Source organism: Phenylobacterium sp., from assembly GCF_036723115.1.
Classification (GTDB): Bacteria; Pseudomonadota; Alphaproteobacteria; order Caulobacterales; family Caulobacteraceae; genus Phenylobacterium.
The window spans coordinates 1-6,561 of record NZ_DAIMHV010000145.1; the positions used below are offsets into that span (position 1 = coordinate 1).

Below are 6,561 nucleotides of genomic sequence, written 5' to 3' on the forward strand. Positions count from 1 at the left end.
TCCCCTTCCCCCGCGGCACGCGGGACGCGCCCCCTCTCCCCCGCCGCGCGTGCGGAGATGCGCAGGTGAATCCGGGCGCCTCGGCCCTGGCGGGGGCCGCCATTCGCCGGCTGCGCCACGGGCGGGGCTGGACCCTGGCCGAACTCAGCGCTCGTTCGGGCGTGCCCCTGTCCAGCCTCTCCAAGGTGGAACTGGGCCAGACCGCCCTGGGCTATGAGGTGCTGGTGCGCCTGTGTCGGGCCCTGGACGTGGAGATCGACCATCTGGTCCGCCCGGGGCTCGCCCCTCCGCCCCCGGCCCAGCCTGGCCGCCGGGCGATCATTCGCGCCCATGAGGGCGCGCCCGTGACCCTGGGAGGCCTGAACGGTCGCTCGGGCGCCGAAGAGCTTCTGCGCCGCGACTTTACCCCGGTGGTGCTGGAGGCGCCCCCCCGCTCGACGCCCGGACCCTGGCTGAGATTTCGGGGCGACGCCTATCTGATGGCGCTCGCCGGGTCGCTCACCCTGCATTCGGAGATCTACGCGCCGGTGGAGATCGATCCCGGCGACGGCGTCTATTTCGACGGAGAGATGGGGGTGGCCTTCGTGGCGCGGGGGCCTGAGCCCGCGAAGGTTCTGCTGGTCCACCAGGGAGAAGCGCCGAATCTCGCCTGAGACGGTTGCCGCAGCGGCAAGATTCTCCTAATAGAGAAATTTCTCGCCGTTAACCCTGTGTTACGTCGCATCTGAAAAATGTGACGGGAGATGGCCGATTCCTTCGCCCTCCGCTCCGACGTCCCCCACCCCTCGATCCCCACGCTTCGAGGCGGCGGCCTGATGCCTGCCGACAGGCTCAGCGCTGAGGCGGACCGGCTCCGCGTGCTGGTGGTGGACGATTCGCCGGCCCTGCGCCTGATGCTCGCCGATCTGCTGACCGCCGCCGGCTATCAGGTGATCCTGGCTGACGACGGCGACGTGGCGCTGACAGAGGTGCGGCGCCATCGTCCGGACGTGGTGCTGACCGACCTAAACATGCCGCGCATGCACGGCCTCCATTTCATCGCGGCGCTACAGGCGGACCCCAACCTGGCGGCCCTGCCCGTGCTGGTCCTCACCAGCGAGGACGGCGAACGCAAGCGCGCCCTGGCGCCTGGTGTCCAGGGCTGGATCGTCAAGCCGTTCGAACCGGCGGAACTGCTCGAAGCCCTGTGGAGCCTGGAGCGCCTGGAAGGCTGAGCGCCAGCCCGCACGCCTTCCCCACGACCATCGAAGGGCCTCAGACGGCCTGACGACCACCCGCGGGCTCGTCCAGGGCGCGGGCGGCTTCCACCAGCGCCTGCTCCAGCGCCAGGGCCAGGGGATTTTGGGCGACAGGGCCGGCCGGGGCGGTGTCGCCGCGCCCGGCGAAGAGGTCCCCCTGGGCCAGGCCCGCGGCCGGCGCGACGCCGCCGCTCTCCAGCACCATCCGGGCGGCTTCGGCGGCGGCCGGCGACAGGGCCGACACGGCCGCGACAGCGGCGAAGCCATAGAGCGTCGCGCGCTCCATTTCGCATTGCAGCATGTCCAGGCGCTGATGAAGCGCCGTCAGGCCGTCGGCCATATCAACCATGAAAAGCCTCGAAAATACCGGCCGATGCGGAGCGCGCCTCGCGCCAGCCGCCGATCGACCCCAAATCGCCATGTTGCGGCGCACCTAGGCAGTGCGCCTCATACTGTCAAGTTGTGCGCGGCCCCATCGCCCTGGCGCGAAGGACGCTCCAGCGGCGCAATCCCTGGCGGGCCAAGGCCAGGCTTGCTTTCGGCGGTCATGCGTCGCCTCACCTGTGCGACGGCGTGCCGCGGTCGCACCTGTCGGCGGCAGATGGCGGGCGGGCGCATCTTCGGTTCGATTTTTTGCGATTCTCTCGCAAGGACCTGTGGCATGGTCGGCCCATGTCGGTGGATGATGAGCGGCAGGCGGGAGAACCGGCGGCGCCCCAGATGGGTCCTGTCGCCCAGCTGGCCTATCGCGCGCTCGGCATGGCCGCCTTAGGGCTGGGGATCGCCGGGGCCTTCCTGCCCCTGCTGCCCACCACCGTCTTCCTGATCATCGCCGCCTGGGCCTTCGGCAAGAGCGCGCCCAAGCTTCGCGCCCGCCTCTACGCCCACAAGCGCTTCGGCCCGACGCTCGAGGCCTGGGACCGGCGGGGCGCCATTCCCCCGCGGGCCAAGCTGGCGGCGGTCATCGGCATGGGGTTGAGCCTGGTGGTGGTCATGATCACCGCCGCCAATCCCTGGGTTCCCATGGGCGTGGGCGTCGTGCTGACCCTCTGCGCCCTCTATGTGCTGACGCGGCCCTCGTCCTGAGGGTCTGAGCGCGGCGTGGCGCCCAGCGCGCGGCGAACGCTGTCGGCCTTGGCTGCGATGGCGGCCCGGGTTTCGGCGTCCATGCGGGCCAGGGACTTATAGGGCATGGCCAGGCGCGGATTGGCCGACAGCGTCGGCGAATGGCGGTCGAGGAAGTCCCAGTAGAGGCTGTTGAACGGGCAGGCGCGCGGTCCCAACCGGTCCTTCACGTCATAGGCGCAGCACGTACAGTAGTCGCTCATCTTCTGGATATAGGCGCCGCCAGAGGCGTAGGGCTTGGAGCCCACCACGCCGCCATCGGCGAAGAGGGCCATGCCGTGGGTGTTGGGCGCCTCCACCCACTCATAGGCGTCGGCATAGACCCCCAGGTACCAGGCGTTGACCTCGGCCGGCGCCACCCCCAGCAGCATAGCGAGATTGCCGGTGATCATCAGACGCTGGATGTGATGGGCGTAGGCGTGGGCCAGCGTCTCGCCCACCACCTCGGCGACACAGGCCATGTCCGTCTGGCCGGTCCAGTAAAACTCGGGCAGGCGGTTTGCGGCGCCCAGGGCGTTGGTTTCCAGATAGCCGGGCATCTTCAGCCAGTAGACGCCGCGGACGAACTCCCGCCAGCCAAGGATCTGGCGCACGAAGCCCTCCACGGCGTTGAGCGGAGCCCGCCCCTCACGCCAGGCGGCCTCCGCACGGCGGCAGAGATCCAGGGGGTCCAGGAGGCCGAGGTTCAGGGCCGCCGACAGACGGCCATGCCACAGCCAGGGCTCGCCGCGGGCCATGGCGTCCTGATGGTCGCCGAAGCCGGGCAGGATGTCGGCGAAGAAGTGATCGGCCAGGGCCGCGGCCTCAGCCGCATTGGTGGCCCAGCCGAAGGCGTCCAGCCTGCCCAGGCCGTCGGGCCGCAGCCTCTCCATCTCGTCCAGCAGGCCCCGGGTGACCGGATTGGGGTCGATCATCAGCCGGGCGGGCGGGCGGAGCCCCCGGGGCAGTCGGCGGCGGTTCTCCGCATCGAAGTTCCAGCGGCCGCCGGCCGGGGCCTCGCCGTCCATCAGCAGGCGGTGACGCCGGCGCATCTCGCGATAGAAGAACTCCATGCGCAGCTCCCGGCGCCCCTCCGCCCAGCGGGCGAAGTCCTCCGGCGCGCAGAGATAGCGGTCGTCCGCACGCCGGATCACCGGCGCCGGGGCGGCCAGGGCCATCGCATCGAAGGCCTGTTCCAGCCGCCACTCGCCGGAGCGGGTCATGAGGATCTCGTCGGGCTGGACGTCGGCGGCGGCCCGCAGGGTCTCGCCGGTCAGGGCGCCGGTGTTCTGCGGGTCGTCATGCCGGACGTAGCGGAGGCGGAAGCCCGCCGCCTCCAGGCTCGCGGCGTGTTGGCGCATGGCCGAGAGGACCATGACGATCTTCTGGCGATGGTGGGGGGCGTAGGCCATCTCCTCGGCGGCCTCCACCATCAGAACCATGTCGGCGGCCGGATCGGCGTCGCGCAGACTGGACAGGCGTTCTCGCGGCGAGATCTGATCCCCCAGCACCAGGATCAGGCGCCTCACCATGGGATGGTCGATCCGTCCCAGGCGAAGAAGCCGCCGGACTGGGCCGGGGTGAGGCTGTCCACCACCGCCAGCAGGCGCTCGGCGGCCAGGTCGGGGGCGAAGAGCTTTTCGGCCGGCGTCCGGGCCTGAAAGGGCGCCGAAAGGGCGGTGTCCACCGTGCCAGGATGCAGGGCCGCGCAGATGGCCAGGGGCTTCTGGCGGGCCAGCTCCACCGCCAGGGTGCGGATGAACTGGTTGAGCGCGGCCTTGGCCGCCCGATAGCCGTACCAGCCGCCCAGCTGGTTGTCCCCGATGCTGCCCACCCGCGCCGACAGGGCGGCGAACACCGCGCGGCGGTCCCGGGGCAGCAGCGGCAGGAAGTGCTTGGCCGCCAGCGCCGGGCCCACCGCATTGGCGCGGAAGGCGGCCACCAGGGCCTCGGCCTCCAGGGCCTTCCAGCTCTTCTCAGGGGAAAGGCCGTGGCCGTGCAGACGGCCGGTGGCCATCAGCACCAAGTCCGGCGGGCCGTCCCGCGCGCTCGCCTGCGCCGCCGCCGCCAGGCTCGCCTCGTCATCCAGATCGGCGTAGAGCCAGGCCACCCCGTCCGGCAGATCCTCCGGCCGGCGCCGCGATACGGCCACCACTTCGGTCTGACCTCCGTCCGCCGCTAGCCGACGCACCAGGGCGCCGCCGAGGCCGCCGCCGGCGACAAGCACCACCGCCTTGTTCATGGACGCTTCCTCCGCCGCACAGGAGAACTACGGATCGGACGGCCCGAACGAGGCGCGGGCCGTCTCTCGCGGGCGCTCAGCCGGGCGAAATGTCGCAGATGACTGGAAAATCGCCGCTCAGGACCAACATAGGGCCTGCGAGGTCCGGCTCCCCCCACAGGCGTCCTGCGCCGCCGGACCGCGCAGGGCGCGCCCGTGAAGCCGTGACGCTTCTCTCCCCCCAGCCCCGTCCGGTGACGCTGGCGCGCCCGACCCCTTTCAGCTCAGCCGCAAGGCCGCATCGCGGCTCAGGGCGGCGCGCCCACCAGGATCTCGCGCTTGCCCGCATGGTTGGCGGGGCTGACCACGCCTTCCTGCTCCATGCGCTCGATCAGGGAGGCGGCGCGGTTGTAGCCGATCTGCAGGCGGCGCTGGACATAGCTGGTGGACGCCTTGCCATCGCGGGTGACCACCGCCACGGCGCGATCATAGAGATCATCCCCCGAGCCGCCGCCGGCCCCGAAATCATCGCCGCCGCCATCCTCGTCATCGCCGCCAGCGGTGACGTCCTCCACATATTGCGGCTCGCCCTGGGCACGGAGGAACTTGGCCACGGCCTCCACCTCCTCGTCGGAGACGAAAGGCCCGTGCAGGCGGGTGATGCGGCCGCCCCCGGCCATGTAGAGCATGTCCCCCTGGCCCAGCAGCTGCTCGCCGCCCTGTTCGCCCAGGATGGTGCGGCTGTCGATCTTGGAGGTGACCTGGAAGGAGATCCTCGTCGGGAAGTTGGCCTTGATGGTGCCGGTGATCACGTCCACCGACGGCCGCTGGGTGGCCATGATCAGGTGGATGCCGGCGGCCCGCGCCATCTGGGCCAGACGCTGGACGGCGCCTTCCACGTCCTTGCCCGCCACCAGCATCAGGTCGGCCACCTCGTCGATGACCACCACCAGATAGGGCATGGGCTTGGGATCGATGCGCTCGCTCTCATAGACCGGGCGGCCATTTTCGTCGAAGCCGGTCTGGACGGTGCGCTCGAAGTGCTCGCCCCGGGCCGCGGCCTCCTTGGCGCGCTCGTTGTACGAGGCGACGTTCCGCACCCCGATCTTGGACATCAGCCGATAGCGGTCCTCCATCTCGCGCACGGTCCATTTCAGCGCGACGATGGCCTTCTTGGGGTCGGTGACCACCGGCGCCAGCAGGTGCGGAATGCCGTCATAGACCGACAGCTCCAGCATCTTGGGGTCGATCATGATGAACCGGCACTGCTCGGGCGCCAGCCGGTAGAGGATGGACAGGATCATGGCGTTGACCCCCACCGACTTGCCCGAGCCGGTGGTCCCGGCGATCAGCAGGTGGGGCATCTTCGAGAGGTCGGCGATATAGGGCTCGCCGCCGATGTTCTCGCCCAGCGCCATGGGCAGGGCGAGGGTCGAGCGTTCGTATTCCGGGCTGGCCAGCAGGTCGCGCAGATAGACGGTCTCGCGCTTCTGGTTGGGCAGTTCGATGCCGATGGCGTTGCGGCCAGGCACCACGGCCACGCGGCAGGCGGCGACGGACATCGATCGTGCGATGTCGTCGGACAGGGCCACCACCCTGGCCGACTTCACGCCCGGCGCCGGCACCAGCTCATAGAGAGTGACCACCGGGCCTGGCCGGATCTGGTCGATCTGGCCGCGCACCCCGAACTCGGCCAGGACGCCCTCCAGCAGCTGGGCGTTCTGACGAAGAGCGCCTTCGTCGAAGGCCGCCGCCCGGGGCTTGGGCTTGGCCAGCATGGAGAGCTCGGGGAGGGTGAAGCCGTCGGGGCGGACGAAGTCGAACACCCCCTGATTCTCCCGGCTTTCCCGGCTGGAATCCCGGGGCGGGGCCTTGGGCTTGCGGATGCTGAGCGGCGCGGGCTCTTCGGGCGGCCGGGCTAAGGCTTCCGTCTCAGGTTCAAGCTCGGCCCGGCGGACCGCAGGGGCCTGCGCCTCGGCCGCCGGCCGGGCGCAGGCC

General features: G+C 70.6%; 7 protein-coding genes. 3 read left to right on the forward strand and 4 right to left on the reverse strand.

Going from position 1 to position 6,561, the window contains the following annotated elements; all coding sequences use genetic code 11:
• Window positions 1–653: helix-turn-helix domain-containing protein (locus V7D28_RS12720; protein ID WP_333587754.1), on the forward strand; the 653-nt coding region annotated here is incomplete at its 5' end.
• A 90-nt stretch (window positions 654–743) separates the two neighbouring features.
• Window positions 744–1,214: a response regulator gene (locus V7D28_RS12725; RefSeq protein ID WP_333587755.1), complete on the forward strand. Its 471-nt coding sequence runs from the start codon at window positions 744–746 to the stop codon at window positions 1,212–1,214.
• A 40-nt stretch (window positions 1,215–1,254) separates the two neighbouring features.
• Here the strand turns inward: V7D28_RS12725 and V7D28_RS12730 are convergent, their stop codons facing one another.
• A complete protein-coding gene (locus V7D28_RS12730) occupies window positions 1,255–1,587 on the reverse strand; it encodes a hypothetical protein (RefSeq protein ID WP_333587756.1) in 333 nt (110 codons plus the stop codon).
• A 323-nt stretch (window positions 1,588–1,910) separates the two neighbouring features.
• Between V7D28_RS12730 and V7D28_RS12735 the strand changes: the two genes are divergently transcribed.
• Window positions 1,911–2,324 carry a YbaN family protein gene (locus V7D28_RS12735; protein ID WP_333587757.1) on the forward strand — a complete coding sequence of 138 codons (414 nt, stop codon included), beginning with the start codon at window positions 1,911–1,913 and terminating at the stop codon, window positions 2,322–2,324.
• Here V7D28_RS12735 and V7D28_RS12740 read toward each other — a convergent pair.
• The 3 genes from V7D28_RS12740 to V7D28_RS12750 all read right to left on the reverse strand — a co-directional run.
• Window positions 2,297–3,874 (reverse strand): cryptochrome/photolyase family protein, encoded by a 1,578-nt coding sequence (locus V7D28_RS12740; RefSeq protein WP_333587758.1) that lies wholly within the window; start codon window positions 3,872–3,874, stop codon window positions 2,297–2,299. The genes V7D28_RS12735 and V7D28_RS12740 overlap by 28 nt on opposite strands.
• Window positions 3,868–4,584 (reverse strand): SDR family NAD(P)-dependent oxidoreductase, encoded by a 717-nt coding sequence (locus V7D28_RS12745; protein ID WP_333587759.1) that lies wholly within the window; start codon window positions 4,582–4,584, stop codon window positions 3,868–3,870. Before V7D28_RS12745 ends, V7D28_RS12740 begins: the two co-directional genes overlap by 7 nt.
• A 287-nt stretch (window positions 4,585–4,871) precedes the next feature.
• Window positions 4,872–6,561, reverse strand: a 1,690-nt coding sequence (locus V7D28_RS12750; RefSeq protein WP_333587760.1) for a DNA translocase FtsK, incomplete at its 5' end; no start/stop codon positions are given.

Bases quoted from the DNA above. Each gene is read 5' to 3' on its own strand.
- V7D28_RS12725 (WP_333587755.1), top strand. From the start codon at position 744: ATGGCCGATTCCTTCGCCCTCCGCTCCGACGTCCCCCACCCCTCGATC.
- V7D28_RS12730 (WP_333587756.1), bottom strand. From the start codon at position 1,587: ATGGTTGATATGGCCGACGGCCTGACGGCGCTTCATCAGCGCCTGGAC.
- V7D28_RS12735 (WP_333587757.1), top strand. From the start codon at position 1,911: ATGTCGGTGGATGATGAGCGGCAGGCGGGAGAACCGGCGGCGCCCCAG.
- V7D28_RS12740 (WP_333587758.1), bottom strand. From the start codon at position 3,874: ATGGTGAGGCGCCTGATCCTGGTGCTGGGGGATCAGATCTCGCCGCGA.
- V7D28_RS12745 (WP_333587759.1), bottom strand. From the start codon at position 4,584: ATGAACAAGGCGGTGGTGCTTGTCGCCGGCGGCGGCCTCGGCGGCGCC.